At 67.7% G+C, this 26,302-nt stretch carries 26 protein-coding genes; 11 read left to right on the forward strand and 15 right to left on the reverse strand.

The window, feature by feature from the left end; genetic code table 11:
• Nucleotides 1-4 precede the first annotated feature (4 nt).
• The gene (gene selD / locus ROA7023_RS05965; protein WP_085878098.1) at nucleotides 5-2,143 is read left to right on the forward strand and encodes a selenide, water dikinase SelD; all 2,139 of its coding nucleotides are present in this window, start codon (nucleotides 5-7) and stop codon (nucleotides 2,141-2,143) included.
• Here selD and mnmH read toward each other — a convergent pair.
• Nucleotides 2,140-3,192 carry a tRNA 2-selenouridine(34) synthase MnmH gene (mnmH, locus tag ROA7023_RS05970; RefSeq protein ID WP_085878099.1) on the reverse strand — a complete coding sequence of 351 codons (1,053 nt, stop codon included), beginning with the start codon at nucleotides 3,190-3,192 and terminating at the stop codon, nucleotides 2,140-2,142. The genes selD and mnmH overlap by 4 nt on opposite strands.
• A 78-nt stretch (nucleotides 3,193-3,270) precedes the next feature.
• Here mnmH and ROA7023_RS05975 point away from each other — a divergent pair, with 78 nt between their 5' ends.
• A complete protein-coding gene (locus ROA7023_RS05975) occupies nucleotides 3,271-4,830 on the forward strand; it encodes a hypothetical protein (protein ID WP_085878100.1) in 1,560 nt (519 codons plus the stop codon).
• Between the two features lie 74 nt (nucleotides 4,831-4,904).
• Here ROA7023_RS05975 and ROA7023_RS05980 read toward each other — a convergent pair whose 3' ends face one another.
• The 3 genes from ROA7023_RS05980 to ROA7023_RS05990 all read right to left on the reverse strand — a co-directional run bounded on the left by ROA7023_RS05980 (nucleotide 4,905) and on the right by ROA7023_RS05990 (nucleotide 8,524).
• Nucleotides 4,905-5,633: a metallophosphoesterase gene (locus ROA7023_RS05980; protein ID WP_085878101.1), complete on the reverse strand. Its 729-nt coding sequence runs from the start codon at nucleotides 5,631-5,633 to the stop codon at nucleotides 4,905-4,907.
• A gap of 66 nt (nucleotides 5,634-5,699) precedes the next feature.
• Complete coding sequence (gene serA, locus ROA7023_RS05985) at nucleotides 5,700-7,292, reverse strand: phosphoglycerate dehydrogenase (protein ID WP_085878102.1); 1,593 nt, start codon at nucleotides 7,290-7,292, stop codon at nucleotides 5,700-5,702.
• Nucleotides 7,293-7,369: 77 nt separating this feature from the next.
• Nucleotides 7,370-8,524, reverse strand: a complete 1,155-nt coding sequence (locus ROA7023_RS05990; protein ID WP_085878103.1) for a phosphoserine transaminase — start codon at nucleotides 8,522-8,524, stop codon at nucleotides 7,370-7,372.
• A gap of 232 nt (nucleotides 8,525-8,756) precedes the next feature.
• Here ROA7023_RS05990 and ROA7023_RS05995 point away from each other — a divergent pair, with 232 nt between their 5' ends.
• Nucleotides 8,757-9,662, forward strand: coding sequence for a Stf0 family sulfotransferase (locus ROA7023_RS05995; protein WP_085878104.1), 906 nt, complete (start codon nucleotides 8,757-8,759; stop codon nucleotides 9,660-9,662).
• Entirely contained in the window at nucleotides 9,656-10,552 is an 897-nt protein-coding gene (gene serB / locus ROA7023_RS06000; protein ID WP_085878105.1) for a phosphoserine phosphatase SerB, read from the forward strand. The genes ROA7023_RS05995 and serB overlap by 7 nt, the downstream gene beginning before the upstream one ends.
• Here the strand turns inward: serB and ROA7023_RS06005 are convergent.
• Nucleotides 10,540-11,868: a cytochrome P450 gene (locus ROA7023_RS06005; RefSeq protein ID WP_085878106.1), complete on the reverse strand. Its 1,329-nt coding sequence runs from the start codon at nucleotides 11,866-11,868 to the stop codon at nucleotides 10,540-10,542. The two genes, serB and ROA7023_RS06005, sit on opposite strands and share 13 nt — an antisense overlap.
• A gap of 36 nt (nucleotides 11,869-11,904) precedes the next feature.
• Entirely contained in the window at nucleotides 11,905-12,882 is a 978-nt protein-coding gene (gene mbfA / locus ROA7023_RS06010; RefSeq protein WP_085878107.1) for an iron exporter MbfA, read from the reverse strand.
• A 271-nt stretch (nucleotides 12,883-13,153) separates the two neighbouring features.
• On the opposite strand from mbfA, the gene ROA7023_RS06015 reads away from it, so the two are divergent.
• Nucleotides 13,154-13,774, forward strand: coding sequence for a TetR/AcrR family transcriptional regulator (locus ROA7023_RS06015; RefSeq protein ID WP_085878108.1), 621 nt, complete (start codon nucleotides 13,154-13,156; stop codon nucleotides 13,772-13,774).
• Between the two features lie 12 nt (nucleotides 13,775-13,786).
• Here ROA7023_RS06015 and ROA7023_RS06020 read toward each other — a convergent pair whose 3' ends face one another.
• The gene (locus ROA7023_RS06020) at nucleotides 13,787-14,509 is read right to left on the reverse strand and encodes an NYN domain-containing protein (protein WP_085878109.1); all 723 of its coding nucleotides are present in this window, start codon (nucleotides 14,507-14,509) and stop codon (nucleotides 13,787-13,789) included.
• Nucleotides 14,510-14,646: 137 nt separating this feature from the next.
• Here ROA7023_RS06020 and ROA7023_RS06025 point away from each other — a divergent pair, with 137 nt between their 5' ends.
• Nucleotides 14,647-15,645 (forward strand): DUF3137 domain-containing protein, encoded by a 999-nt coding sequence (locus tag ROA7023_RS06025; RefSeq protein WP_085878110.1) that lies wholly within the window; start codon nucleotides 14,647-14,649, stop codon nucleotides 15,643-15,645.
• 30 nt (nucleotides 15,646-15,675) lie between these two features.
• On the opposite strand, the gene ROA7023_RS06030 is transcribed toward ROA7023_RS06025, so the two are convergent.
• Together ROA7023_RS06030 and ROA7023_RS06035 are read right to left on the reverse strand one after the other, a co-directional pair.
• On the reverse strand, nucleotides 15,676-16,032 hold the full coding sequence (locus ROA7023_RS06030) for a hypothetical protein (protein ID WP_159458448.1): 357 nt from the start codon (nucleotides 16,030-16,032) through the stop codon (nucleotides 15,676-15,678).
• A gap of 44 nt (nucleotides 16,033-16,076) precedes the next feature.
• Nucleotides 16,077-17,189 (reverse strand): S-(hydroxymethyl)glutathione dehydrogenase/class III alcohol dehydrogenase, encoded by a 1,113-nt coding sequence (locus tag ROA7023_RS06035; protein ID WP_085878112.1) that lies wholly within the window; start codon nucleotides 17,187-17,189, stop codon nucleotides 16,077-16,079.
• Nucleotides 17,190-17,297: 108 nt separating this feature from the next.
• Between ROA7023_RS06035 and ROA7023_RS06040 the strand changes: the two genes are divergently transcribed.
• The 3 genes from ROA7023_RS06040 to ROA7023_RS06050 all read left to right on the forward strand — a co-directional run bounded on the left by ROA7023_RS06040 (nucleotide 17,298) and on the right by ROA7023_RS06050 (nucleotide 18,495).
• Nucleotides 17,298-17,618, forward strand: coding sequence for an I78 family peptidase inhibitor (locus ROA7023_RS06040; protein ID WP_159458449.1), 321 nt, complete (start codon nucleotides 17,298-17,300; stop codon nucleotides 17,616-17,618).
• Entirely contained in the window at nucleotides 17,615-17,911 is a 297-nt protein-coding gene (locus tag ROA7023_RS06045) for an I78 family peptidase inhibitor (RefSeq protein WP_085878114.1), read from the forward strand. The genes ROA7023_RS06040 and ROA7023_RS06045 overlap by 4 nt, the downstream gene beginning before the upstream one ends.
• A 242-nt stretch (nucleotides 17,912-18,153) precedes the next feature.
• Entirely contained in the window at nucleotides 18,154-18,495 is a 342-nt protein-coding gene (locus ROA7023_RS06050; RefSeq protein WP_085878115.1) for a DUF2794 domain-containing protein, read from the forward strand.
• Between the two features lie 51 nt (nucleotides 18,496-18,546).
• Here ROA7023_RS06050 and ROA7023_RS06055 read toward each other — a convergent pair whose 3' ends face one another.
• The 3 genes from ROA7023_RS06055 to ROA7023_RS06065 form a co-directional block, all read right to left on the reverse strand.
• Complete coding sequence (locus ROA7023_RS06055; RefSeq protein WP_085878116.1) at nucleotides 18,547-19,395, reverse strand: C40 family peptidase; 849 nt, start codon at nucleotides 19,393-19,395, stop codon at nucleotides 18,547-18,549.
• A 1-nt stretch (nucleotide 19,396) separates the two neighbouring features.
• Nucleotides 19,397-20,782, reverse strand: a complete 1,386-nt coding sequence (locus ROA7023_RS06060; protein ID WP_085878117.1) for a leucyl aminopeptidase family protein — start codon at nucleotides 20,780-20,782, stop codon at nucleotides 19,397-19,399.
• 64 nt (nucleotides 20,783-20,846) lie between these two features.
• Nucleotides 20,847-21,200 carry a hypothetical protein gene (locus tag ROA7023_RS06065; RefSeq protein ID WP_085878118.1) on the reverse strand — a complete coding sequence of 118 codons (354 nt, stop codon included), beginning with the start codon at nucleotides 21,198-21,200 and terminating at the stop codon, nucleotides 20,847-20,849.
• A 183-nt stretch (nucleotides 21,201-21,383) separates the two neighbouring features.
• Between ROA7023_RS06065 and ROA7023_RS06070 the strand changes: the two genes are divergently transcribed.
• Complete coding sequence (locus tag ROA7023_RS06070; protein ID WP_085878119.1) at nucleotides 21,384-22,031, forward strand: carbonic anhydrase; 648 nt, start codon at nucleotides 21,384-21,386, stop codon at nucleotides 22,029-22,031.
• Between the two features lie 66 nt (nucleotides 22,032-22,097).
• Here the strand turns inward: ROA7023_RS06070 and ROA7023_RS06075 are convergent, their stop codons facing one another.
• Both ROA7023_RS06075 and hemN read right to left on the reverse strand, forming a co-directional pair.
• Nucleotides 22,098-23,120, reverse strand: coding sequence for an aspartate-semialdehyde dehydrogenase (locus ROA7023_RS06075; RefSeq protein ID WP_085878120.1), 1,023 nt, complete (start codon nucleotides 23,118-23,120; stop codon nucleotides 22,098-22,100).
• Nucleotides 23,121-23,242: 122 nt separating this feature from the next.
• A complete protein-coding gene (gene hemN, locus ROA7023_RS06080) occupies nucleotides 23,243-24,598 on the reverse strand; it encodes an oxygen-independent coproporphyrinogen III oxidase (RefSeq protein ID WP_085878121.1) in 1,356 nt (451 codons plus the stop codon).
• A gap of 65 nt (nucleotides 24,599-24,663) precedes the next feature.
• On the opposite strand from hemN, the gene fnrL reads away from it, so the two are divergent.
• Nucleotides 24,664-25,401, forward strand: a complete 738-nt coding sequence (gene fnrL, locus ROA7023_RS06085; protein ID WP_085878122.1) for a transcriptional regulator FnrL — start codon at nucleotides 24,664-24,666, stop codon at nucleotides 25,399-25,401.
• Nucleotides 25,402-25,450: 49 nt separating this feature from the next.
• Here the strand turns inward: fnrL and ROA7023_RS06090 are convergent, their stop codons facing one another.
• The gene (locus ROA7023_RS06090) at nucleotides 25,451-26,290 is read right to left on the reverse strand and encodes a universal stress protein (protein WP_085878123.1); all 840 of its coding nucleotides are present in this window, start codon (nucleotides 26,288-26,290) and stop codon (nucleotides 25,451-25,453) included.
• Between the last annotated feature and the right edge of the window lie 12 nt (nucleotides 26,291-26,302).

The following is a 26,302-nucleotide window of genomic DNA, read 5'->3' on the forward strand; positions in this document are numbered from 1 at the left end:
GCCCATGGAACAGAGCATCCCCCTGACCCGCGACCTGGTGCTGATCGGTGGCGGGCACACCCACGCGCTGCTGCTGCGTTCCTGGGGTATGCGGCCGCTGCCGGGCGTGCGGGTGACGCTGGTCAATCCGGGGCCGACGGCGGCTTATTCGGGAATGCTTCCCGGCTTCGTCGCGGGGCACTACACCCGCGAGGAGCTGGATCTGGAACTTGTGACGCTTGCGCGGTTCGCCGGGGCCCGCCTGATCTTCGGGGCGGCCACGGGGATTGATGTCGCCGCGCGTGAAGTGCAGATCGAAGGGCGTGCCCCGATTGCCTATGATGTGTGCTCTGTTGATATCGGAATCACATCCGATATGTTCGAAATGCCCGGATTTGCCGAACACGCTGTGCCGGCCAAGCCGCTGGGGCCCTTTGCCACGCGCTGGGCGTCTTATCTCGCCGGGGTGGAAACCCCGCGGATCGCGGTGATCGGCGGTGGCGTCGCAGGGGCCGAACTTGCCATGGCGATGGCCCATGCCACCCGTGGCCGCGACGCGCGGGTCCGGCTGATCGACAGGGGGCAGGTCCTGGGCAGCTTCGCGCCGCAGCCCCGCGCCCGGCTGCTTGCCGCGCTGAGGGCCACCGGGGTCGAGCCGGTCGAGCGGGCGGATGTCGCCGGGATCACCGCAGAGGGTGTCCTTCTTGCCGACAGAGAGCGGATCGACGCGGATTTCGTGGTCGGCGCGGCGGGGGCGCGGCCCCATGGCTGGCTCGCCGGATCCGGTCTCGCACTGCGGGACGGGTTCATCACCGTGGGCGCGACGCTGCAGAGCTCTGACGCCGCCATCTTCGCGGTCGGCGATTGCGCCCATCTCGGCCACGCGCCGCGCCCCAAGGCCGGTGTCTTCGCCGTCCGCGCGGCGCCGATCCTGCATCACAACCTGCGGGCCGCGCTCGGGGGTGGGCCGATGCGCCGGTGGCGGCCGCAGCGGGATTACCTCAAGCTTATCTCTCTGGGCGGCAAGTTGGCCCTGGCCGAGCGGAACGGCCGGGCGCTCTCCGGCCCGCTGCTTTGGCGGTGGAAGGACTGGATCGACCGACGCTTCATGGCGAAGGTCGCGCAGCTTCCGCAGATGTCGGCGGAGGTGCCGAAGGATGTGGCCAAGGGGGTGCGCGATGCCATCGGTGACGCGCCCATGTGCGGCGGCTGCGGTGCGAAGGTCGGGCGCGGGACGCTGGGCGCGGCGCTTGCCGCGCTGCCCCACCGCCGCGCCGATGTCGAATGCCGGCCGGGCGACGACGCGGCGGTCCTGCGCATCGGCGGCGCACGGCAGGTGATCACCGTCGACCACCTCAGGGCGGTGACAGAGGACCCCGAGATGATGAGCCGGATCGCGGCGGTTCACGCGCTCGGCGATATCTGGTCCATGGGCGCCCAGCCGCAGGCGGCGCTGGCGACGCTGATCCTGCCGCGCATGTCGGCGACGCTGCAGGCGCGGACATTGTCCGAGATCATGGCCGCAGCCGAATCCGTCTTTGGCGCCGAGGGGGCCGAGATCGTCGGCGGCCACACCAGCATGGGGGCGGAGCTGACATTGGGTTTCACCGTCACGGGTCTTGCGTCGGACGCGCCGATCACGCTGGCAGGGGCACGGCCGGGCGATGCGCTGGTGCTGACCAAACCGATCGGGTCCGGCGTCATTCTGGCCGCCGAGATGCGGGGCCTGGCCAAGGGGGCATGGGTGGAGGCGGCGCTCGCGTCGATGATCCAGCCCCAGGGGGCGGCGGCGCGGGCGCTGGCCGGGGCCCATGCGATGACGGATGTCACGGGCTTTGGCCTCGCCGGGCACCTTTCGGGCCTGTGCGCGGCCTCGGGTGTCGGAGCCGAGCTTTGGCCGGACGCCGTGCCGGTGCTGGACGGGGCGCTGACGCTGGCCGAGCGCGGCGTGCGCTCGACGATCTACGACGACAACCGGGCGGGCGTGCCCGGCCTGCCCGAGGGGCCGCGGGCGGACCTGCTGTTCGACCCCCAGACCTGCGGCGGGCTGCTGGCGGCTGTGGCGGATGGCCCGGCGGCGGTGGCGGCGCTGCGCAGCGCGGGGTTCGAGGCGGCGGAAATCGGGCGGATCGTCGCCGGCCCGGCGCAGGTCACGCTGATCTAAAGCGCGGCCAGGGCCCGGGCGAGCGCGTCGGCCGTCGTCTCCAGCCCCGGCGGGTCGAGGCTTTCGGCGTGTATCTGCGCCACCGTCTCGGCGCCGATGCTGCGGCGGGACTTGGCATAGGACGGGTCGTAGTGCTGTGCCATCAGGGCCGCGGCGAGGCCGGTCATGTCCTGCTGTTCCAGCTTCGCGATCCAGCCGTTCACCGTCTCGCGCCCGCGCGTTCCGACCAGCGCCACCAGCTTCTTCTTCAGCCGGGCGGGATCGGTCCAGAGATCCTCGTAGGCGGCGACGAGATAGTCGGCGCGGGCGGCCAGCGGAGCTGTGACCTCGATCCGGGGCGCGGCTTTCATCAGTTTCCACAGGGCGGGTGGAATCAGCAGGTTGCCGATCTTGCTGCTCTCGGCTTCCAGCACCAGGGGGCGGTCGGGGTCGAGCGCCTGCAGCTGGCCCGCGAGCGCACTTTCGAACGCCTTTTGCGGTGGCTGCCCGCCGGGCCGGCTGCCCAGCAAGGAGCCGCGGTGGTTGGCCAGCCCCTCGAGGTCGATCACCTGCACGCCGCGGGCGGCCAGCAGCGGCAGAAGGTCGGTCTTGGCGGTGCCGGTATAGCCGTCGAGCAGCACGACCCGCTGGCTGAGCGTGCCGTCATAGAGGGCCTGGTACACGAGGCGGCGATAGCTTTGATATCCGCCCGAGATCGTGTCCGACCGCCAGCCGATCTCTTTTAGAAGATAGGAAAAGCTGCCCGACCGCTGGCCGCCGCGCCAGCAATAGACCAGTGGCCGCCAGCCGCCGCCGTTGACCGCAAGCGGGCCCTCGACATGGGCGGCGGCGTTGCGAAAGATCATGGCCGCGCCGATCTTGCGGGCCAGGAACGGGCTTTGCTGGACATAGATCGTGCCCACGGTCGCGCGCTCTTCGTCGGACAGGACCGGCATGTTGACCGCGCCGGCGATGTGATCCTCGGCGTATTCCGCGGGCGATCGCACGTCGATCAGGCTGTCGTAGCCATGGGACAGAAGATCGGTGAGCGAGGTGAAGGTCAGGGCCATGGACCCGTCTAACGCGCAGCGGGCATGACGGAAAGGCCGAGGGTTGCCGTCGTTCCGGTTGCGTGGAACGCTTGGCCGATGAGCGAGGATTTCGAGACGCCGGCGAGCGCGGGCGAACGGCGGCTTCTGACCGAGCTGGCCGAGACCGGCCGGGCCCGGATGGGGGACGCCATTCCCGAGGCGCCGGAGGAGGCGGTGCGGCTGCGCGCCGGGTTCCTGCGGCACTTGCTGATGGCCGCGGATTCGCCGCTGGACGGGCGCGGCCTGCGCCTGCGCGGGGCCTGGATCGAGGGGGCGCTGGACCTGCACGGGGCGGATTGCCCGCGCGACATCACGCTGCGCGACTGCCACATGACCGAGGCGATGACGCTTGTGAACGCCCAGCTGCGCGGGCTGCACGTCTCGGGTTCGCGGATCCACGGGCTGGCGGCGGACAATGCGCGGTTCTCCGGCTCCGTCTATCTTCGCGAGGGCACGCTTTGCGAGGGCGAGTTCAGCCTGGCCGGCGCACGGATCGCGGGGGATCTGCAATTGTGCGGGGTCGAGATCGTGGGGGAGCGGCAGGACGCCGTCTTCGCCCCGTCGCTGCACGTGGACGGCTCGCTGTTTCTGGGCAATTACCCCTATGCCGAGGGGGTCACCACGCTGGTCAGCCGCGGCACGCTGTTCTTTGCCAGTGCGATCGTGGGGCATGACGTCTTTGTCACCAACACGGCCGTGTCGCTGAACGAGGGCGTGATGGCGGGCTTTTTCGGCGCCACCGAAGAGCATGGGGCGAACATGGCGTTGTCGCTGGGCCGCGCCCGGATCGGCGGCATCCTCTATTTCCAGGACAACCAGATCGGACAGGGGATCGTGAACCTTGCCGGCGCCACCTGTGCGCGGCTGAAGGACGAGCCGTCCGGCCCCGGCGCGAATTACCCGATCCGGCTCGACGGGTTCCGCTATGGCGATTTTTCGCGACATGCGGAGACCGGGGTCAAGGCGCGGCTGGCCTGGCTGGAGCGGCGGCCGGAGGACACGCCCTTTACCGCCCAACCCTATGAACACCTGGCCGAGGTGCTGCGGCGGATCGGCCACCGGGAGGATGCGAGCACCGTCCTCGTCGCCAAGGAGAGGCACCTGCGGGCGGCCGACCGCGAAGCGCTGCGGCTGGACGAGGGGCATTCGCTTGCCTGGGGTCTGTCGGGGCTGTGGGACCTGTTCCTGCGGGTAACGGTCGGTTACGGGTTCCGGCCCGGGCGCAGCATCGCGATCGCGGTCCTGCTGGTGGCGGCGCTGGGCCTGTTCTTCGACCGGACGTGGAAGGTCGGGGATATGGCGCCGAACGCGGCACCAATCCTGGTCTCGCGGGACTGGGTCGTGGCGACGGAACGCCACCCGGACAATCCCGCCGCATTCTGGGCCGCGCCCGGGCAGGCGGGGCAGGATTACGAGACGTTCAATGCCTTCGCCTATGCCGCCGATCTCGTCGTGCCGCTGGTGTCGCTGGGCCAGGAGGCGGCCTGGGCGCCGTCGACCTCGCGGTCGGACTGGGGGCGGGCCGGCTGGTGGATCCGCTGGTTTGCCAAGGGGGTCGGCTGGGTCATCGCGGCGCTTGTGGCGGCGGCGATCACCGGGGTGATCCGCCGGGAGTGACGGTCGAGTGCGGAGGGGGCTCTGCCCCCGCCTGCGGCCCCCCGGGATATGCGAAGGCAATGAAGCGGGTCAGATCAGATCTCGGGCCAGAGCAGGTGGCGCCCGATGTCCGACAGGGTGTGCCAGTCCTGCCCGTCGAAGACGGCCGGCACCAGGGGCCGACCGTAGCCCGCGCCGCCGTCGAGGTCGATGCGGTTGCCGAAATGCGCCGGCGCGTCGAGCGCCGTATGACCGTGGACGATCGTCCAGGGGAAGGGGTCTTCGTGATCGAGAAAGCCCTCGCGGATCCAGATCAGGTCCTCTTCGGTCTGCTCGGCCAGCGGCACGCCGGGGCGGATGCCGGCATGGACGAAGAGGTTGGGCCCTTCCTCGATGTAGAGCGGCAGGTCGCGGAGGAAGGCCATGTGCGCGGGGTCGATTCTGGCGCGGGCCTCAAGCGAGATGTCGTAGACCGTGCGCGTGGTGTCGCCCACGTCGATGCCGTAGGAGGCCAGCGTCATGGGCCCGCCCAGCGCGGGGTGGAGCCAGCCCTTGCCCGACAGGATATGGGTGTCGTGCTGGTCCGCCTGGGTCACGAAACGCAGAAACATGCGGTCGTGGTTGCCCAGAAGGAAGCGCCAGGGCCGGCCAGCGTCGCGGCCCTCGATCAGGCGCTGGAGCACACCGCGGCTGTCGGGGCCGCGGTCGGTGTAGTCTCCGAGGAAGGTGATGGGGGCGTCCGGGCCGCCGTCGGCCTCGATCAGCGCGAGGGCGCGGTCGAGTTCCGCCGCCTGGCCGTGGATATCGCCTATGACGTAGTGCATCGGGCCTCCTGGTTGGCCGGTCGTCGCGGCCGGCGGTCGCGGGGCCGGTGGGGCCCCGCGAAATCGTCAGATGTCGAAGCTCAGTGGCTTGACCTGGCCGAAGAGCCCGGTGCCGGTGAGTTCTTCGATCGCTTCGGCCGGCAGGGCCTCGTCGATGTAGAGCAGGGCGATGGCCTCGCCGGTGGCGGCCGACCGGCCCAGGGTGAAGTTCGCGATGTTCACGCCGTTGCGGCCGAGGGTGGTGCCGAGCGTGCCGATGATCCCGGGCTGGTCCTTGTTGGTCGTGTAGACCATATGCGCCCCGATCTCCGCATCTATGTTGATCCCCTTGATCTGGATGAAGCGCGGCTTGCCGTCAGAGAACACGGTCCCGGCGATGGAGCGTTCGCGCTTGGGGGTCACGACGGTGACCTTGATGTAGCCCTCGAAGGCGCCGGACTGGTCCTGCTTCGTGGTCGAGATCCGGATGCCGCGCTCCTTGGCGATGACAGGGGCGGAGACCATGTTCACGTCCTGGCTGGTCGCCTTCATGATGCCGGCCACGACCGAGGAGGTCAGGGCCGAGAGGTTCATCTCGGACGCTTCGCCGTCGAACAGGATGTTGATCGCGGTGATCGGCTCGTCCGTCATCTGGCCGATGAAATTGCCCAGGTGGCCCGAGAGCTTGATCCAGGGGCCCATGATCTTGGCCTCTTCTGCGGTCACCGACGGCATGTTCAGCGCGTTCTGCACGGCGCCGGTCAGAAGGTAGTCCGACATCTGCTCGGCCACCTGCAGGGCGACGTTTTCCTGCGCCTCGGTGGTGGCCGCGCCGAGGTGGGGGGTGCAGACCACGTTGGGCAGGTTGAAGAGCGGGTTGTCCTTGGCCGGTTCCTCGGCGAAGACGTCGAAGGCCGCGCCGGCGATGTGGCCCGATTTCAGCATGTCGGCGAGGGCGGCCTCGTCCACCAGGCCACCGCGGGCGCAGTTGATGATCCGCACGCCCTTCTTGGTCTTGCCGAGGTTCTCACGCGACAGGATGTTCCTGGTGTGCTCGGTGAAGGGCACGTGGAGGGTGATGAAATCGGCGCGCTTCAGCAGATCCTCGAGCTCCACCTTCTCGACGCCGATCTCGGTGGCACGTTCTTCCGACAGGAAGGGGTCATAGGCGACGACCTTCATCTTGAGCCCTAGCGCACGGGCGCAGACAATGGAGCCGATGTTGCCGGCGCCGATGACGCCCAGGGTCTTGCCGGTCAACTCGACGCCCATGAAGCGCGACTTTTCCCACTTGCCGGCGTGGGTGGAGGCCGAGGCCTCGGGGATCTGGCGGGCGACGGCGAACATCATCGCGACGGCGTGCTCGGCCGTGGTGATCATGTTGCCGAAAGGGGTGTTCATCACGATGATGCCCTTTTTCGACGCGGCGGGAATGTCGACATTGTCGACACCGATCCCGGCCCGGCCGATCACCTTGAGGTTGGTGGCCGCGGCGATGACCTTCTCGGTGGCTTTGGTGGCCGAGCGGATGGCCAGGCCGTCATATTGGCCGATGACCTCGAGCAGCTTGTCCTTGTCCTTGCCGAGGTCGGGCTGGAAATCGACGTCGATGCCGCGGTCGCGGAAGATCTGGACGGCGGCTTCGGAGAGTTTGTCGGAGATGAGAACGCGGGGAGCCATGGTTTGGTCCTGTCGTTGAATATGATTTGGGTCAGTGGCCACCGGGGCCCAGAATATTCGCGAATATTCTGGGGCGCTCAGGCAGCTTCCGTTTGGGCTTCGATCTCGGCGTGGAAGGCCCAGTCGAGCCAGGGCAGCATCGCCGCGATGTCCGAGGTTTCCACCGTGGCGCCGCACCAGATGCGCAGACCGGCCGGCGCGTCGCGGTAGGCGCCTATGTCCAGCGCGATGCCCTCGGCCTCCAGCCGCTTGGCGACCGCCTTGGCGAAGGCCGCCCCGTCGGCGATGCGCGGGTCGGTGAACTTCAGGCAGACCGAGGTGTTAGAGCGGGTCGCCGGGTCGGACGCGAGGTTCGCGATCCAGTCGCGGCTGTCGCAGAAGTCCCAGATCGCCTGTGCGTTCGCGTCTGCCCGCGCCATCAGGGCGGAGAGTCCGCCGATCCCTTCGGCCCAGCCGAGCGCGAAGTGGTAATCCTCCACCGCCAGCATCGACGGCGTGTTGATCGTCTCGCCGACGAAGATGCCTTCGATCAGCTTGCCGCCCTTGGTCATGCGAAAGATCTTCGGCAGCGGCCAGGCGGGGGTGTAGCTTTCCAGCCGCTCGACCGCGCGGGGGCTCAGCACGATCATGCCATGCGCCGCTTCGCCGCCCATCACCTTCTGCCAGGAGAAGGTGGTCACATCGAGCTTGGACCAGTCCAGGTCCTGCGCGAAGGCGGCGGAAGTGGCGTCGCAGATGGTCAGACCCGCGCGGTCCGCCGGGATCGCCTCGGCCGAGGGCAGGCGCACGCCGGAGGTCGTGCCGTTCCAGGTGAAGACCACGTCGGTATCGAAGTCGATCTGCGCGAAGTCGACGATCTCGCCATAGTCAGCGGTCTTGACCTCGGCGTCGATCTTGAGCTGCTTGACCACGTCGGTGACCCAGCCCGCGCCGAAGCTTTCCCAGGCGACCATGGTCGCCTTGCGGGCGCCGAGCATGGACCACATCGCCATCTCGACGGCGCCGGTGTCCGAGGCGGGAACGATGCCGATGCGGTAGTCGGCGGGCACGCCTAGGATGGCGCGGGTGCGCTCGATCGCATCCTTCAGCTTGGCCTTGCCGACGGCCGCGCGGTGCGACCGGCCGAGGGCCGCGTCAGACAGCGCATCAAGCGTGAATGTCGGGGGTTTGGCGCAGGGGCCAGAGGAAAAACGCGCATTGTCCGGGCGCGTTGCCGGTTTGGTCGGTGCCATTATGTGATATCCTCACAGATATTCGCCCCTCGTTGGGGAGGGGTGTCCCGCGTCGGCAGATAGGGGGTGCCGCAGCGGCGTGCAACGACAAAATTGCGCGGATGCGGCGCGATGGAGGCCGGACGCGACGCAAATGCCCGTCCCGTGGTTCCGATAGGAAACCGCCGCGGCTCTGCGTGACACGGCGCGGCGCCGGCTGTATGGGCGGCGTCGAACGCGTGGCGGGGACAGGATGTGGATCACGGCAAAGCTTGCACTGGCCGACCTGCGGGACCGCGCACAGCGCCCGCTTGCCGGGCTTGATCCGACCGGCGCCCCGGCTGCGCGGGCGGCGCGCCTCAGGGCCCGCCCCGCGCCCGACACGCGCTTTGCGATCCTGTTCACGCCGCGCAGCGGGTCTTCGCGCCTCACGGATATTCTCACGGTGGCGGGGCTGAGCCGGGCGGACGAGGGGTTCAACACCGCCTTTCTGCCCGAGATGGCCCGCAAGCTGGGCGCGCGGGATCTGCCGGATTATGTGGACATCCTCTGCAAGTGGCGGGCGGAGGCCGGCGTTTTCGGATGCGAGGTCACCCCTGCTCATATCGCGCGGGTCTTCGGCACCTCGACACGGTTCTCGGAGCTTCTGCGGCCGACGCATCTGTTCGTGCTGCTGCGGGAGGACATCGTCGCCCAGGCGGTGTCGATCACGCGGCAGATCCAGACCGGGCAGCATCATGCGACCTCCCTGACCGATGGCGACATCGCCGCGGCCGAAGCCGGGCTGACCGACGACGGGGCGGGCCTGCGCCTGCGGGTGGCGCAACTGGCCCGGATGGAGGCGCGAATTGACGCCGCCTTGAGCCGGATCAAACCGCCGGCACATCTGCTGAGTTATGAACGGCTGCAACGCAGCTCGGAGGAGGAGATCGCCGCGGCCTTCGGAGAGGCCCTCGGCCGGCCCGCGCACCTGCCGGCGGGCTTCGCCTCGGCCCATCGCAAGTTGTCGGGCTCGCGGGCGTCGGAGATTGCAGAGCGGTTTCGGACGCGCAATACCGGGTTCCTGACCCGGATCGCCAAGGCCCGGGCGACGCGGTTGTCGCTGCTGAAGGGCTCGGCATTCCTTGCCGGCACAGAAGAGGAAGACAGACGATGCTGACAGCGACCCTGATCGCCAAACCGGGCGCGCTCGACCCCGAGCTGGTCCATTCCTTGCGCAACGCCTGGGGCGGCGGGGATGCCGTCTGGTTGTCGCCCGACGAGGCGGCGGAGTTTCCGCTGATGGTCCGGCCCGGGAACCTGCCGCAGGTGTGGGAAAGCCTGCAGGCCGAGGGCGTGGACCTGTGCGTTCAGCCGACCGGCCATCGCCGCAAGAAGCTGCTGATCGCGGATATGGACAGCACCATGATCGGGCAGGAATGCATCGACGAACTGGCCGATGCGGCGGGCGTCGGGCCGCAGGTCGCCGAGATCACCGCCCGGGCGATGAACGGAGAGCTGGATTTCGAAGGGGCCCTGATCGAACGTGTGGGGCTTCTGGCGGGGCTGGACGCCTCGGTGATCGACACGGTCCTGGCCGAGCGCATTACCGACGCGCCGGGGGGCGCGGCGCTGGTGGCGACGATGAAGGCGGCGGGGGCCCATGCGCTGCTGGTCTCGGGCGGGTTCACCGCCTTCGCCGCGCCGGTGGCCGAGCGGCTGGGTTTTGACGCGGCGCAGGCCAATGACCTGCTGGTCGAGGGCGGCAAGCTGACCGGCGAGGTGCGCCGCCCGATCCTTGGCCATGCGGCGAAGGTCGAGGCGCTGGACCGGACCGTCGCGCGGCTCGGGCTGTCGACGGCCGGGGTTCTGGCGGTCGGGGACGGGGCCAATGACCTCGGGATGCTTGGCCGCGCGGGGATGGGGGTGGCGGTGCATGCCAAGCCCGCTGTCCAGGCCCAGTGCGAGCTTCGCATCAACCACGGCGACCTGACCGCGCTGCTGTTCCTTCAGGGCTACGCCCGGTCCGACTTCACCCATCCCCCGGAGCCCGAGGATTATGCCGTCTGACTCAGCGGGGTTGCGGTAAGCCAGACCCCGCCCGTGGGTTGAAGCGTCAGCGCCCCGCCAGTCACCGGCGGCGGCCCGGCGGGGCTGAGCCGGACGCGAGAAAGGATCGCCGACAGGATCACCCGCGCCTCGTAGTGCGCCAGGGTCGCGCCGGGACAGGACCGCGGGCCGATGGAGAACGGCAGAAAGGCCGGGTTCCCCGCGCCCACCCCGGGGGTGAACCGCTCGGGGCGAAAGGCGTCCGGATCTTGCCAGTAGCACTCTGACCGGTGCATCGCATAAAGCGAGACCAGCACGAAACTGTGCCGGCCGACAGGACAGCCGGCCAACGTGTCGCGGCCCGACGGCCGGCGCACCAGCATGGAGAGCGGCGGATAGAGCCGCAGCGTCTCGTCGATGACAGCACCGAGCAACGGCGTGGCCGACAGCACGTCGGCGGGCCCGGAAGGGGCGGCGGCAACCTCGGCGCGGACCCGATCCTGGATCTCCGGGTGGGTCGCCAGAAGCCAGTGCGCCCAGCCGAGGGTGCTGGCAGATGTCTCGTGTCCCGCGAGGATCATCAGCAGGATGTTGTCGCGGACTTCCTCGGGCCCAAGCGCCCTGCCGTTCCGGGGATGGCGCGCAGCGATCAATGTGCCGAGCACGTCGTCACGGGGGCCGTCCTTCATTCTGCGGTGCACCACGCTGTCGATCTGGCCGCGCAGGTCGGGCAGCGGGCCGGGGCGCCTGCCCAGGGTCTCGGTCAGCCGGGGCGGCAGGTTGACCATGTCCAGCGGGCCGAGCCGGGCGATGCGCGACAGATACCCGTCGAACGCCCTGGCAAAGCGCGGAACATCGACCCCGTGATCGGGGCCGCAGCAAATGTCGAGGATCGCCCGCAGGGTCAGGGTGCGCAGCGGCCCCATCGCGTCGAACGGTGTGCGCGGCAAGGGCGTCGCCGCCGCGAGCCGGCGCAGGTGCGGCCCGTGACCGATAGAGGCGCGGGTCGAGAAATGCGGCAGAATCCGGCGGCGCAGCCAGGCGCCTTCCTCTCCGCGCTTCAGAAAGAAGCTTTCGCCCAGAAGCGGGCGGACCATCCGCTCCACCGGCTTGGCGGGGGGATAATGCCGCGCCCGGTCCAGCAGGACCGCGCGGGCGTCGACGGGGTTGGCGAGGGCGAGCCAGGGCCAGAGGCTCCGGCCGGCGAGATGCGACTGGCGCAACAGCGCGGCGGGAAAGATCGCCGTGGAATCCTGCCGCGCCGTCGCGATAAGCGCGGGCAGGGACAGCGGCCGTCGCGGCAGTTCGGCCTTGGGAGGAACCGGGGGCGGGAACATGGGCCGAGTATCCGCGCCCGGCCCGTGTCCGGCAAGCTATCCGGCGCCGATCAGCGCCCCCGCGCCAAACACCAGCGCCCCGCCCAGAACCACCTGGAAGGCGGCGCGCAGGAACGGCGTGTCCATGTAGCGGTTCTGGATCCACGCGATGGCCCAGAGCTCTACGAAGACCACGACGAAGGCGATGATCGTGGCGGTCCAGAAATGCGGGATGAGGTAGGGCAGCGCGTGTCCCAGCCCGCCGATCGTGGTCATGATCCCGGCGGCAAGGCCCCGTTTCAGCGGGCTGCCCCGGCCCGACAGCTGCCCGTCGTCCGACGCGGCCTCGGTGAAGCCCATGGAGATGCCGGCGCCCACCGACGCGGCGAGACCGACGAGGAAGGTCGTATGGGTGTCGTTCGTCGCGAAGGCGGTCGCGAAGATCGGCGCGAGGGTAGAGACCGACCCGTCCATGAGCCCGGCAAGGCCCGGCTGCACATAGGTCAGAAGGAACTGGCGCTTGGCCGCACTCTCCTCGTCGTCGCGGACCTCGTCGGTCAGGTGCTCCTTCTCGAGCGCGTTGGCGGTGTCGATATGCCCCGATTCGGCGGCGGCGAGGGTGCCCAGCAGCTTGCGCGTGTCCGCGTCCGTGGTGCGCTTGGCGGCGGCCTGGTAGAACGCGCCAGCGTCACGCTCCATCGCGGCGGCCTCCTCGCGGATCCGTTCGAGGCTGAGGTTCTGCACCAGCCAGACCGGGCGGCGGGCATAGAAGCCCGACACATGCTCGCGCCGAAGCAGCGGGATGACGGTTCCGAACCGCTTGGTGTGGAGCTCGATGAGCAGCTGGCGGTGCTCGTCCTCTTCTGCGGCCATGCCGTCGAACACCTTGGCGGAGCCGGGAAAATCCTCCCGCAACTTCTCTGCATACAGCCGGTAGATGCTGGCATCGTCCTCTTCGGAGGAGATCGCCAGGGCCAGGACCTCCTGCTCTGTCAGATCCTTGAAACGACGGCGCGTCGCGAAACCGGGAATCATCTGGGGATCTCCTTTTTAGAATGTTTCTAAATTAGACGGACGGCGGGAGTCTGCAAGGGGCCAAAACGCGCTGTCGGCAGAGAATTTCCGCGCCGTTCCCTTGGGGCGGCCTGTCGGGGGACGTCTTGAACGACCAAAGATCATGTCTAGATACGACAATGTGAACCGATCGGTTCAGACGGAGGGCGATATTCGGCCGCCGCAGCGTCGGCGCTTGTTCGAAGTGAACCGACCGGTTTATACCTGAGCCCCGGGACAAGAGGAGACCCTGATGCCTGATGGAACGACGCCCGAAGTCAAACGGGGCCGCAAGTTCGACCAGGTCCTTCAAGGGGCGCGGGATGTCGTCATGTCCGACGGGTTCGATGGCGCCAGCGTCGACGACATCGCCAAGGCGGCGGGGGTGTCGAAGGCGACGCTCTACAGCTATTTTCCGGACAAGCGGTTGCTGTTCATGGAGGTTGCCAAGACCGAATGCTGCCGCCAGGCGGACATGGCGGTCCACTCGATCGACATGACCCGGCCGGTGCGGGAGGTCCTGACCGACCTCGGCTGGCGCATGGTCGACTTCATCACGTCGGATTTCGGCCAGCGGGTGTTTCGCCTCTGCGTGGCCGAAAGCGAACGGTTTCCGCAGCTGGGACGAGAGTTCTATGAAAGCGGCCCGCTGATGATCCGCAACCGCCTGATCGCCTATTTCGAGGACGCCATCGACCGTGGCGAGCTTGCGATCGAGGATCTGCCGCTGGCCGCCGACCAGTTCCACGAATTGTGCAAGGCCGACCTGTTTCCGCGGCTGATCTTCGCGCTCGACAAGACATTCGCGCAGGACCAGAAGCAGCGGATCGTGGATGGCGCCGTCGAGACCTTCCTCGCCCGCTACGGCGCCTGAGGCGGGGCCGCCCTAGTCCAGGCGGCGCACCAGAAGCTGGTTGTCAGGGCCGCGCTTGGTCTCGAACACCTTCAGGTCCTTGACCAGATCCGACAGTTTCTTGCGGCCGTAGGTCCGTGTGTCGAAATCGGGATCGGCGGCGGTGATATACTGGCCCAGCGGTCCGAGCGCATACCATTCGTCCTCCTGGTCGATCGAATCCATCGCCCGCAGGATTATGTCGCGGGCCTCGACCGGAGGCTTGGCCTTGGCCGCGGCGGGGACGCCGGCGGGTGTCGGCTTTTCCTCGACCTCGGCGGCGCCGATGTTTTCAAGGAAGATGAACCGCTTGCAGGCCTTGCGGAACGCGTCCGGCGTCTTTTTCTGGCCGATGCCGTAGACGTCGAGCCCCTGTTCCCGGATGCGGCTGGCGAGGCGGGTGAAATCGCTGTCCGAGCTGACCAGAACGAAGCCGTCGAACCGGCCGGTGTGCAGGATGTCCATCGCGTCGATCACCAGCGAGATGTCGGAGGAGTTCTTGCCCACGGTGTTGGCCGGCGAATGGTGCGGCACGATCCCGTGTTCGGCCTGAACCCGGTTCCAGCCCGCCATCTGCTGCGACGAGAAATCGCCGTAGCAGCGGCGCACGCTGGCCTCGCCAAGGCTGGCGATCTCCTCGAACAGCGCGGTGGCGTTCTTGGGCGAGGTGTTGTCGGCGTCGATGAGGACGGCAAGAAGGGGGCGGTCGTCCGGCATGTTACGGCTCCGTTGGTGTTTCGCGACAGCCTACTATCGCGGGCCGCCGGTGGCGAGAGCCGGGGCACAGGCAATTGGACAGGTCAGCGGCATAAAGCTAAAGCTTACGCAAGGGAATTTCATTCGAGGGCTTGGCCATGGCATTTGTCGAAAAAGGCGGGATCGACGCGGGCTTCGCCCCGATCTTCGCCGAACGGATCGCACCGGAGATTGACCGGCTGGAAGCGGAGCGCAAGGCGCTGCTGTCCAGGGCGCGGCGCAACAGCCTGATTTCGCTGATCGTCGGGCTGGCGTTGGCGGGCGGTGTCATCGCGCTTTGGGGGGCGTCGGGGGGCGCCCTCGTCGGGGCGATCATCGTTGCCGTGATCGGAGTGATCGGGGCCCTGGTCGCCCGTTCCATGCAATCGGCGAAATGGACCGGAGCCGTCTCCGAGACGGTCATGCCGCCGGTCTGCGACTTTCTGGGCGACGTTCGCCACGACCGGATGGCCAAGGACGGCTTTCCGGTCGGGACCCTGCGCACGCTGGGCATGATCGGCAGCTACGATTCCAGCACGCTGCGGGATCGGATCGAGGGCACCTACCGCGGCATCGACTACACGCTTGTCGAGGCGCGTCTGACCCGCGAAAGCCGCAACAACGACAACCAGAAGAGCACCACGACGGTGTTCGACGGCCTGCTGTTCCGCATCGCCCTACCGGCGCCCGCGCCCACCAAGATCCTGATTGCCCGCAACCACGGGATGGTCGGCAACGCGCTGGCGGGGCTCTTCGCGGGCAAGTCGGGACGCAAGATGCCCAAGGTCGATACCGGCCATCCCGATTTCGAGGCCGCGTTCGAGCTTCATGCCGAGGACCCGGACGTGGTCCCGGGCTTCATGCCGCCGCGGTTCCTCGACAACCTCGTGGCCATCGGCGAGGCGGAAGGCGGCAAGAAGGGCGCGAAGGGGATGCTGGCCGCGTTCTTCGGCGAGGACTTCTTCCTCGCGCTGGAACGCAAGGAGCCGTTCCTTGAGGTCGCGAAACTCGGCCAGCCGATCCACGGCATAGACGAGGTCCTGCATGATGTGTTCGACGATCTCACGATCGTGCGGCGGATCATCGATCGTCTCATGGATGATGTGCCCCGGGCCTGACCCGGCCGGGGCGCATCGCGGTGTCGGGCTTTACTGCGAGTTCCACGCATCCACGACGCGGTCGTGGATGATCTGGCGGGCGTCCGCGTCATTGTCGGACGAATAGGTCAGCAGGAAGGGGGCGACGAGCCCGCCTTCGATCGGGCAGATGATGATCGAGTCGATCCCGCTGCCGCGCAGGTCATAGCCCGCCACGGTCCATTCCGACTGGCCGACGACCTCTTCGATGCCCTGCTTCATCGCGAAGCTGGAAAACGTCGCTGCGGCCTTGTTCATGCAGATCTCGCGCTCTGCCTCGGAGCCGAGGTCCGAGATGGTCCAGCCCTCGGCCGCTGCCATGCCTGCGGGTAGCAGAAGTGCCGCAACTATTCCCAATGTTTTCATCATACTATTACCTTTCGTGCTCTTGTCGTCATCGGAGTCCGTAAAACCTAGTATAGCACAACGGAGCGGATCGACTTGCCTTCGTGCATGAGATCGAAGCCCTGGTTGATGTCGTCGAGGCCCATGGTGTGGGTGATCATCGGGTCGATCTCGATCTTGCCGTCCATGTACCAGTCCACGATCTTCGGCACGTCGGTCCGACCGCGTGCCCCGCCAAAGGCGGTGCCGCGCCAGGAGCGCCCGGTGACAAGCTGGAACGGCCGGGTCGAGATCTCGGCGCCCGCGGGCGCCACGCCGATGATGATGGATTCGCCCCAGCCCTTGTGGGCGCTTTCCAGCGCGGTGCGCATCACGCCGACATTGCCGGTGGCGTCGAACGTGTAATCCGCGCCGCCCTTGGTCAGGTTGACGAGATAGGGCACGAGGTCGCCCTCGACCTCGGACGGGTTGACGAAATCGGTCATGCCGAACCGCTCGGCCATCGGCTTCTTGTCGGGGTTCAGGTCGACGCCGACGATCTGGTCCGCCCCTGCCAGCCGCAGGCCCTGGATGACGTTCAGCCCGATGCCGCCGAGGCCGAAGACGATGGCGCGGCTGCCGATCTCGACCTTGGCGGTGTTTATCACGGCGCCGATCCCGGTGGTGACGCCGCAGCCGATGTAGCAGATCTTGTCGAAGGGCGCGTCCTCGCGCACCTTGGCCAGCGCGATTTCGGGCAGCACGCTGTGGTTCGAAAACGTCGAGCAGCCCATGTAATGCAGGATCGGATCGCCATCGAGCGTGCTGAACCGCGAAGTGCCGTCGGGCATCACGCCCGCGCCCTGGGTGGTGCGGATCGACTGGCAGAGGTTGGTCTTGGGGTTCAGGCAGTATTCGCATTCCCGGCACTCCGGCGTGTAGAGCGGAATCACGTGATCGCCGGGTTTGAGCGAGGTCACGCCAGGGCCGATCTCGACCACGACGCCCGCGCCCTCATGGCCCAGAATAGCGGGGAACAGCCCTTCGGGATCGGCGCCTGACAGGGTGAATTCGTCCGTGTGGCAGATGCCGGTGGCCTTCATTTCAACGAGCACCTCGCCGGCGCGGGGGCCATCCAGATTGACCTCCATCACTTCGAGCGGTTTTCCGGCCTGAGTGGCCACGGCGGCACGGGTGCGCATAGGTGTTCTCCTTGAGGCATGTCTTTGGAGCAACGCTGGGCGATGAAAGGCAAAAGATCAACCTTGGGAAAGCTTGCACGGAACCGCGGATTGTTTCTAGTTGCTGCCATGATCAAACGCGCACTTATCCTCTGTTTCGCCCTCGCTGCCTGTGAGGATGTGACACCCGTAGCGGGCGTAGAGGACGCCCCTCCGCCGCCGCCGCCGTTCACACCGCGCTCGCCCGAAGTCGGCGACCCGTCCGACCCCTGTTTCGCGGGGTCCTACCTTGGTCTGATCGGGCGGCCCGCGAATACGATCGGTCTTGCCGAGACGGAGACATTCCGGATCATCCGTCCCGGCGAGGAGGTGACCGAGGAATTCGTGCCCACGCGCATGAACGCCGAAGTCAGCCCGACGGGTGTGGTCGGAAGGGTCTACTGCGGATGACGCACCGCGCGGCGGCCGCACTGTTTTGTGCGGCGTTGGTTGCGGGGTGCGGCGGCCTTTCGGGCGATCTGGCCAACGGCCCGTCAGTGCCGGTCGGGGCAGACGACACCTGCGGCGCGGCGCCCCATGCCGCGCTTGTAGGGCGCGACGCGACGGCGCTGGAACGGGTGCTGATCATGCGCCAGGTCCGGGTGATCCGGCCAGGCGACGCGGTCACAATGGACCTGCGTCCCGAGCGCATCAATTTCGATATTGCCGAGACCGGGATTATCGCGCGTATCCGTTGCGGTTGAGCGTCGCGCCCAAAGGCCGGTTTCGGGGGGCCTGAGCACCGCGGCTACGGGAGGCACGACGAAAACCCGGGGAACCGCACTGGGTGGGGGCAAGACGACGATCCCCCGGGCCTTCGTTCGCAGGATCACGGTATTGCTGCGCGATGGCGAAACCATGGCCCCGGCAAGGAGTTGTTCCGGCTGTTTCGCGACGGGGGCGTGTCGGGCTTGATTTGCCGGGCCAAAGGCGCAAGTCTTGAGGCATGACATTGCAGCCCCCCGCTTCGTTCCCTCAAGGCGTCGATGACAAGGTGAGCTTTCACCGGACGGAGTTGTCGCTGATCCTGTCGCTTTACGGCCGGATGGTCGCCGCGGGGGAGTGGCGCGATTACGGGATTTCCCTGTTGCGCGACGTGGCGGTGTTTTCCGTGTTTCGCCGGACGGCGGAATTTCCGCTCTACCGGATCGAGAAGCGGCCCAAGCTGCGGTCGCGGCAGGGGCAATACGCGGTGATCGGGATGGAGGGCCAGGTGCTCAAGCGTGGCAACGACCTGCGGCAGGTCCTGAGGGTGCTCGAGCGCAAGCTGATCCGCGTGGTCGAATAGGCCGGCGGACGACGCTCGCCTTCGGCATCGCCCCGCCCACCGTCCCTTGGTTTACATCGTGGTCAGGCGCTTGCGTGCGGTGACGGGGCCGTCTCCGGAGGCGGCGATGCGGGGCAGAGCGTCGCGCAGGGGTTCATAGGTGGTGGACATCCGGTAGCTGTTGGCGTGCAGCAGCGTCTCGGGGTCGGAGATGAACCCGACATGGCCCTTCCAGAACAGGAGGTTGCCGCGCCGCGCATCGGCGTCCTCGGGGAGTTCGGTGCCCAGCTGCGCCGCCTGCTGGTCGCTGTCGCGCGGGCAGGGGATGCCGCAGGCCAGGCACGCCGTCTGCACGAGGCCCGAGCAGTCGATCCCGAGACCGGTGTTGCCGCCCCAGACATAGGGTGTGCCGAGCAGGCGCTCGGCCACCGCCACCGGGTCGCTTTCGGGAGTGTCGAGCGGGGACAGGTGCCCGGTCGGCAGGAACAGCGATCCGGCCGGTGTCTCGATCTCGGACCAGCGGCCGGCCTGTCCGATAACCCGGACGGGAGAGCCGATGGACAGCAGGACCTGCCCGCGCTGCTGTTTGAAGCGCGGCTCTGTCAGGGCGTAGGTGAAGCGGTTGGCCACGACATGGGTCGCGGGCCCGATGGGCGCCGCGAGAGCCGCCGCCCGGGCATGGCCCACGTAGCCATCCCGCGGGGCGCGTCCGAAGGCCCAGCCGTCGCGCTCTTCGAGGACGGTGAAGGTCTCTCCGAACAGGAGATCGCGGTCGCGGCCGCCGTCCGGCGCGTCGCAGAGCGCCGTGCTGGTGTGCGCGACCATGCGATCCTCGCCGTCGGTGAAGCGGTCGGCGGCGACCGTCCCCCGCAGGCTCCGCAGCGCCACGCGGCCATTGGCGGCGAGTTCGCGGCGGTCCATGTCAGAGCCCCAGCATCTCGGGCAGGGCGTCGAAGAGGGCGCGGCCGCCCTGGGCTGCGCCACCCTTCGGCCGGGCGGGCGCGGGCGTGGGGTTCCAGCCGTAGATGTCGAAATGCAGGTAGCGCGGGGTCTCTGTCACGAAGCGCCGCAGGAAGAGCGCGGCGGTGATCGAGCCCGCCATGCCGCCGGAGGGCGCGTTGTCGATATCCGCGATGCCGGGCTCTATCATCGTCTCATAGGGCGCGTGAAAGGGCATTCGCCAGACCGGATCGGCCACGCGGGCGGCCGCGGCGGCCAGGGTGAGGGCGTCGCTGTCGGCCGTCGCGTAGAACGGCGCGAGGTCCGGCCCGACGGCCACGCGGGCGGCACCGGTGAGCGTCGCCATGGACAGCACCAGCGCGGGCGGATTCTCGTCCGCGAGGGTGAGCGCATCGGCCAGGACAAGCCGGCCCTCGGCGTCGGTGTTGTTGACCTCGACCGTCAGCCCTTTGCGGGAGGTCAGGATGTCGCCGGGCCGGAAGGCATTGCCGGCGACCGCGTTCTCGACGGCCGGGATCAGGACGCGCAGGCGGATCGGGGCGCCGCTCGCCATCAGCATCCGGGCCAGACCGAGGACATTCGCCGCGCCGCCCATGTCCTTCTTCATCAGCCCCATGGAGGCGCCGGGCTTGAGGTTCAGCCCGCCGGTGTCGAAACACACGCCCTTGCCCACAAGCGTCAGCGCGGGGCCGTCGCTGCCCCAGCGCATGTCGATCAGCCGGGGCGCCCGGTCCGCCGCGCGCCCGACCACGTGGATCAGCGGGAAATTTGCCTCGAGCAGAGCGTCGCCGGTCGTGACCGCGATCTCGGCGCCCATCTCGGTGGCGAGCGCCCGTGCGGCGGCCTCGAGCGCGTCGGGGCCCATGTCGGCGGCGGGCGTGTTGATCAGGTCGCGGGTCAGGTATTCGGAGGCGGCGATGACCTCGATCCGGGCCGCGTCGATCCCGTCGGGCGCGGTCAGCCGGGCCTTTGCCGCGGGCTGGCTGCGGTAGCGGTCAAACCGATAGCATTCCAGCAGCCAGCCAAGGGCGGCCTCGGCCGTCGCTTCGGGCGTGAGCGGGCCTGTCAGGGTCCAGTCGCCTTCCGGCAGGGCCGAGGCCGCGCGGGCAACGGAGAACCGGGTCCGATCACGGGCCGCGGCGGCGCCGAGGCCGACCAGCGCCCCCATGACGCCCCCCGCCGCATCGGGCAGGGCCAGCACCTCAACCGCCCCGGCGGCAAAGCCCTGCGCCTCGGCCCAGGTCCGGGCGGGACCGGGCAGGGCGGCGAGGGTCTCGGAAAGGGTCTCCGGCGTGGTGACGAACAGCGGGTAGGCGTCGGCGGAGGGCGGGGCGAAACGAGGGGGCATGATCTCTCCGGTTGAAGGTCGGGGAGAGACTAGGCTCTTTGCACTCGGCTGCAAGCCGGGAGCGTCAGGCGTCGCTGATATCCCAGATCCCGGCAACGGAGTGGTCCACCGCGCGGGACAGGCGCCCGACCGTCGCGGCCAGGGCCGCTAGGTCGCCCACCCGGGCGCGATCGCCCACGTGGCCGGCCACCCGAGAGACCGTCGCCAGCCCGATCCGGTCCGCCAGCAGCGCAATCTCGGCCGCGAGGTCGGGGATGGCGTCGAACTCCTGCCGGTGACACCGCTTTTCGAGGCGGTGCAGTCGCAGGCTGACCTGTTCGAGCGTGTTGCACACGGTGTCCTCGGCCGCCATCTCGCCGAGTTCGGCAAAGAGGCGGACCAGGGGCGTGGTGTCGAAGCTGACAGGTTCACGCGGCATGAGCCGCGGGGGCCTGTCGGGGGCGATCACTGTGTGCCCGGTATCTTGCAGGTTCGTATTCATGCCCCCGACATAGGCCGGGACCGGTTTTCAACCGATGAAGCCCAAGCCCAAAAATGCCTCGAACTTCCGGCAAATTCAGCATAATCCTGCGGTCGCGACCTTGCCATGAAGGGACACGCGATGGATGCGGTTCGACCCCTGCCGGATTTTCTCGTCAAGCGGTATCAGGGCTGGAAGGCCACGACCTATGCCGACAACCGCGGCTGGTACAAGCGCCTGGCGGAAGAGGGCCAGAGGCCGCGGGCGATGGTCATCTCCTGTTGCGACAGCCGCGTTCACGTCACCTCGATCTTTGGTGCCGACCAGGGCGAGTTCTTCATCCACCGCAACATCGCCAACCTCGTCCCGCCCTACGAGCCCGATGGCGACCACCACGGCACATCGGCGGCGATCGAATACGCCGTGACCTCGCTCAGGGTCGGACATCTGATCGTGTTGGGCCACTCGGGCTGCGGCGGTGTCGAGGGATGCTATCAGATGTGCGAAGGCCGGGCGCCTCATCTTGAGGAAAAGACAAGCTTCGTCGGCCGCTGGATGGATATCCTGCGTCCGGGCTACGAGCGTCTTGCCGCCGGCAACGAGGCCGACCGGATGCGGGCGCTGGAGAAGGCCTCTGTCATGGTATCGCTGGAGAACCTGCTGACCTTCCCCTTCGTTACCAAGGCGGTCGAGGACGGGTTGCTGACGCTGCACGGCCTCTGGACCCATATCGGCGAGGGCGGGCTGGAGACCTACGATCCCGCGGCCGGAGGGTTCGTCGCGGTGTAAAGGGAACGCAACGCTCCAACGGCCCGGCGGAGGCCGGACCGTTGGAGCGTTGCGTTCCCCGGGCGGTCAGCCCTTCTTGAGGACGCGGCTTCCCAGCAACTCGGCAATCTGGACGGCGTTCAACGCAGCACCCTTGCGCAGGTTGTCCGAGACGACCCAGATGTTCAGCCCGTTCTCGATGGTCGAATCCTGGCGGATCCGGCTGATGAATGTCGCGAAATCACCGACGCATTCGACGGGCGTGACATAGCCGCCGTCCTCGCGCTTGTCGACGACCATGCAGCCTGGCGACTCGCGCAGGATGTCGCGGGCCTCGTCCTCGTCGAGAAAATCCTCGAACTCGATGTTGATCGCCTCGGCATGGCCCACGAAGACCGGAACGCGGACGCAGGTGGCCGTGACCTTGATCGCGGGGTCCACGATCTTCTTGGTTTCGGCGACCATCTTCCACTCTTCCTTGGTCTGACCGTCTTCCATGAAGACGTCGATGTGGGGAATGACGTTGAAGGCGATCTGTTTGGGGTATTTCGACGGCGCGACCTCCTGGCCGGGGACATAGACGCCCTTGGTCTGGTTCCACAGCTCGTCGATGCCTTCCTTGCCCGAGCCCGAGACGGACTGGTAGGTCGATACGACCACGCGCTTGACCCGCGCCCGGTCGTGCAGCGGCTTGAGCGCCACGACCATCTGCGCGGTCGAACAGTTCGGGTTCGCGATGATGTTCTTCTTGGCATAGCCCTGGATCGCGTCGGCGTTCACTTCGGGCACGATCAGCGGCACGTCCGGGTCGTAGCGATAGAGAGAAGAGTTGTCGATCACCACGCAGCCGGCCTTGGCGGCCTTTGGCGCATAGATCTTGGTCGCGTCCGAGCCCACTGCAAAGAGCGCCATGTCCCAGCCGGTGAAATCGAACGTGTCGAGGTCCCTGGTCTTGAGGGTCTTGTCGCCGAAGCTCAGCTCGGTCCCGAGGGACCGGCGCGACGCAAGCGCCACGATCTCGTCCACGGGAAACTCCCGCTCGGCAAGGATGTTGAGCATTTCCCGGCCCACGTTGCCCGTGGCGCCGACAACAGCGACTTTATAGCCCATCTGACTGGCTCCCGATCTGCGTTTGGCGCCTGATACGGCAAGGCGGGCGCAATGGAAAGGGGCGCCCGGGAGGGTGGCGGCCGCCGAAACGGCCGACGGAGGCGAAGACCGGGCGGCGGATCCTAGAGGGCGCGGGAGTGCCGGCCCTCGGGCATCTGGTAGGCGTCGAGCTCATGGGCGGCCATGCGCGCGATCAGCGCGGCGTTCCGGGTCAGGCGGATCGCCCCGTCGGTGACGTCGAGATATTCGGCAAACCTGTCGCGCAGATCCGCCGTCATCGACATCAGCCGGCTTTTCGGCGTGTCGAAATCCGCCGACAGTGCATCGAGGTTCAGCGCGTAATCGCACATCAGGCTTTCGATCATCCGCCGCCGCAGCCGATCGTCGTCGCTGAAGGCATGGCCGCGCTCGGTCGCCAGCTCTCCGCCCGCCACCGCCTGGGCGTAGCGCGACGAGGTCGAGATGTTCTGGGCATAGCCCTGCGGATACTGGGAAATCGCCGAGGCGCCGATGCCGATCAGCACATCGGACTGGTCGTCGGTATAGCCCTGGAAATTCCGCCGCAGGGTGCGGGTCCGGGCCGCGTCGGACAGGCTGTCGCCCTCCAGCGCGAAATGGTCGATGCCGATGGAACGGAACCCGTCCCAGGTCAGCAGCCGCCGCGCCGTGTCGAACAGGTCGAGCCGTTCTTCGGCATCGGGCAGGGCGTCGGCGGGGATCATCACCTGCCGCTTGGCCATCCACGGCACATGGGCATAGCCGAACAGGGCGACCCGGTCGGGCGCCAGGCTGAGGATCCGCTGGATCGAGGCGGCAAGGCGGGCGCAGGTCTGGTAGGGCAGACCGTAGAGCGCATCCACATTCAACGACCGCACACCCGCCGCCCGCAGCATGTCGACGACATTGCGGGTCAGCTCATAGGGCTGGATCCGGCCGATCGCTTGCTGCACGACCTCGTCAAAATCCTGGATGCCGATCGAGGCGCGGGTCATGCCGTACCGGGCCAGAACGTCGATTCGAGCCTGGTGGATTTCGGTCGGGTCGATCTCGACCGAGAACTCGGCGTCCGGTGCCCAGGGCCGCAGGTCCTTCAGCGTCTCGCAGAGGTCCGTCAGCAGATCCACCGGCAGGATCGTCGGAGTGCCGCCGCCGAGGTGGATGTTGCCGATCACTACATCCTTGGGGAGAGTTTCGGAAACTTTTTTCAACTCGGCTTTCAGCAATGCAAGGTATGGCGCAAGCGGCTTGTTGGTGGCGGTGCCCTGGGTGCGGCAGGCGCAGAACCAGCACAGGGTCCGGCAATAGGGCACATGCACATAGATGGAGATGCGGCTTCCGGGGGCAATGGAGGACATCCAGCCGGCGACCGTGGCGGCATCCACCGCCGGGCTGAAGTGGTTGGCGGGCGGGTAGCTTGTGTAGCGCGGGACCCGCGCGTCAAGTAGACCAAGCTTGCGGAGAGGGGCGAGAGTTGTCATCTGTGCTCTTTCGAGATGCGCTGTTTTCGGGTAGCTTCCGACGGAAACCTTTGGAGTCGAGTGGAATGACCAAGATTGCGGCCGTCCAGTCGTGCGACAGCTGCCCTATCCGCTACAGCGCCGTCTGTGCGCGCTGCGATGCGGATGAACTGGCGCAGCTTGAGCAGATCAAGTATTACAGAACCTTCGACGTCGGCCACATGATCTGCTGGGCGGGTGACGAGATGCCGTTCGTGGCCTCGGTGGTGAAGGGCGCGGCGACCCTGAGTCAGACCATGGAAGACGGGCGCACCCAGATGGTCGGGCTGCTTCTGTCGTCCGATTTCATCGGCCGTCCGGGCCGGACCACCTCGCCCTACGACGTGACGGCGGTCAGCGAGGTCACGCTCTGCTGCTTCCGCCGCAAGCCGTTCGAGGGGATGATGATGAGCACGCCCCATATCGGCGAGCGGTTGCTGGACATGACCCTCGACGAACTCGACGCGGCCCGCGAATGGATGCTGATCCTCGGGCGCAAGACGGCCCGGGAAAAGATCGCCAGCCTGCTGGCCATCGTGGCGCGGCGCGAGATGTCCATCGGGCTGGTCAAGCAGTCCGGCGCCGTCATGGTGGAGCTTCCCCTGACGCGCGAGGCCATGGCCGATTACCTTGGCCTGACCCTGGAAACCGTCAGCCGCCAGATCAGCGCACTTAAGCGCGAGGGCATCATCGTCCTGCAAGGCAAGCGCCGGATCGAGGTCCCGGACATGCAGCGTCTGCTGGAAGAGACCGGCGACGATGTGGACGGCGGTGTCGTGGCCTGACCGCTCCTCTGGTGCCGGAACCCCCCGCAGCATCTGTTCCCCTCCGGACCTAGTGCGCCATGAGCAGAGGCACGTCGGCCTCCTGCAGCATGTCGCGGGTCGGGCCGCCGACGATCGCCTCGCGGATGCGGGAATGGTTGTAGGCGCCCATCACCACCGCCTGGCATTCATGCTCGGCACAGAACCGCATCAGCGTGTCGGCGACGCGGGGCATGGTCTGCGACACCACCGAAATCTCGCAATGCACGCCGTGGCGGGCCAGCATGGTGCCGATCATGCCGCCCGGATCGGACCGGTCGGGCATGTTGCGCGGCGGGTCGATCATCACGACGTTGACCAGGTCGGCGCTCTTGAGGAACGGCATCGCCTGGCGCACGGCGGCCAGGCTTTCAGTGCTGTCGTCCCAGGCCAGCGTGATCCGCGACGGCGGGGCAAAGCTCTTCTGTCCCGGCGGCAACACGAGGCAGGGCACGCCGCGCTGAAACAGCGCCGATTCGAGCACCTGCACCTGAAGCATCCCGCCCGCCTCGCCATAGGGTCGCGGCGCGATCGCAAGATCGGCGAATCGGAGAAGCCGGCTCAGACCGTTGTCGAGCCCCATGCTCGGCAGGATCAGCGGCTCGACCGTCACCTTGTAACTGCCCGCGGGGGTCGCCTTCTCGGCCCAGGCGGCGAGGTCACTGGCCCGTTCCTGCGTCGCGGCGATGTCGGTTTCGATCACGACACCCATCGACCCGGCCGGCAAGGCGCCGTAGCGGGCCGTGTCCACGCTCAGGCAGTAGATGTCGAGATGGGCGTCCAGCGCATACGCCAGTGAAAACGACGCCTTGAGCATGTCGCCGTCCGTTTCGATGTCAGTCACGACGGTCGCGATAGACTTGATAGCCATCGGTCTGGTTCC

The organism is Roseisalinus antarcticus (genome assembly GCF_900172355.1).
GTDB classification, from domain to species: Bacteria; Pseudomonadota; Alphaproteobacteria; order Rhodobacterales; family Rhodobacteraceae; genus Oceanicola; species Oceanicola antarcticus_A.